We start from the raw sequence: 956 nt of genomic DNA, 5'->3' as shown, positions 1-956 counted from the left end.
TTTCATTAAGGGGATAATCTCGTTAAACTAGGCTTAATCAATCTAGCTTAACAGGGAGGCCATCATGCGCATTAAAAAAATCAGTTTGATGCTGAGCGCGGTGGGACTGATTATCAACACGTTTTCGCTGATAATTGCCATTCGCAGGTATCGTTCGCAACAACAGGAAGCTTAGTTCAAAATGAAAACCACGTTGTCTCGTGACTAAATTGGTCATTTTGACAACGTGGTTTTTATTTTCTTAATCGACATATTCATCTAAAACTTTGAGTCTCAGTCAATCACTCAAACAGGCGCTGTTCTAGCTTCGTAGCATGGAAACTTACGAACAGTAAAACCAATATGTCATTTTGCTTAGTTATGGCTCACGATGTTTCCCATAGAATCCGAGTGCAATGACAGATAACAATAGCCCTAAAATTGATACCCAGCGACGTTCTTGCTCATCAGTTTGTGGTAATTGAGCAGATTGCGCTTTTGATGAATGTGCGACTTTAGCGGCATTAATCAATTGAACTTGGGCGGTAGCTGGCTTAACGCTTGCTTTGGCTTGAGTTACAGGCTTGGCTGGCTTGATGGTGTCTGGACGGCCATCAGTTGTTCCTGGTTGGCGAGGCGTCTCAGGCGTCGTTGGTTGCACTGGTTTAGTCGGCTCAGTTGGTTTTTCAGGTTCTTCTGGATCAATAATGTCATCCGCGCCATCCGTCTTAGTCAGTTGGTAAATATAAGTGACAATCACATCGCTAGTGGTAAACTGACCAGTCGCGTTTGATGGCTGTCCGATTAGTTCGTAATTATCAAGTGTCAGCGGCTGAGTTTGATAAGTTGCCCCTGTCTTTCCACTAAGAACGATTGGATCAGCCAGTGAAATACCATCTTTAGAGATATGATGAACAGTTACTGTTCCCTTAGTGTCTGGAATCGTTAGCGCATTCTTGCTATAAACGTAAGTCACG

Annotated in this window: 1 protein-coding gene; it reads right to left on the bottom strand. The window is 43.1% G+C overall.

What is annotated here, in order from left to right:
• Window positions 1–358: 358 nt before the first annotated feature.
• A partial coding sequence (locus KGF70_RS16935) for a MucBP domain-containing protein (protein ID WP_216769680.1) occupies window positions 359–956 on the bottom strand: 598 nt, incomplete at its 5' end.

The organism is Lactiplantibacillus sp. 7.2.4 (assembly GCF_018991185.1).
GTDB lineage: Bacteria > Bacillota > Bacilli > Lactobacillales > Lactobacillaceae > Lactiplantibacillus > Lactiplantibacillus pentosus.
This window is presented reverse-complemented; position numbering and strand designations above follow the sequence as displayed.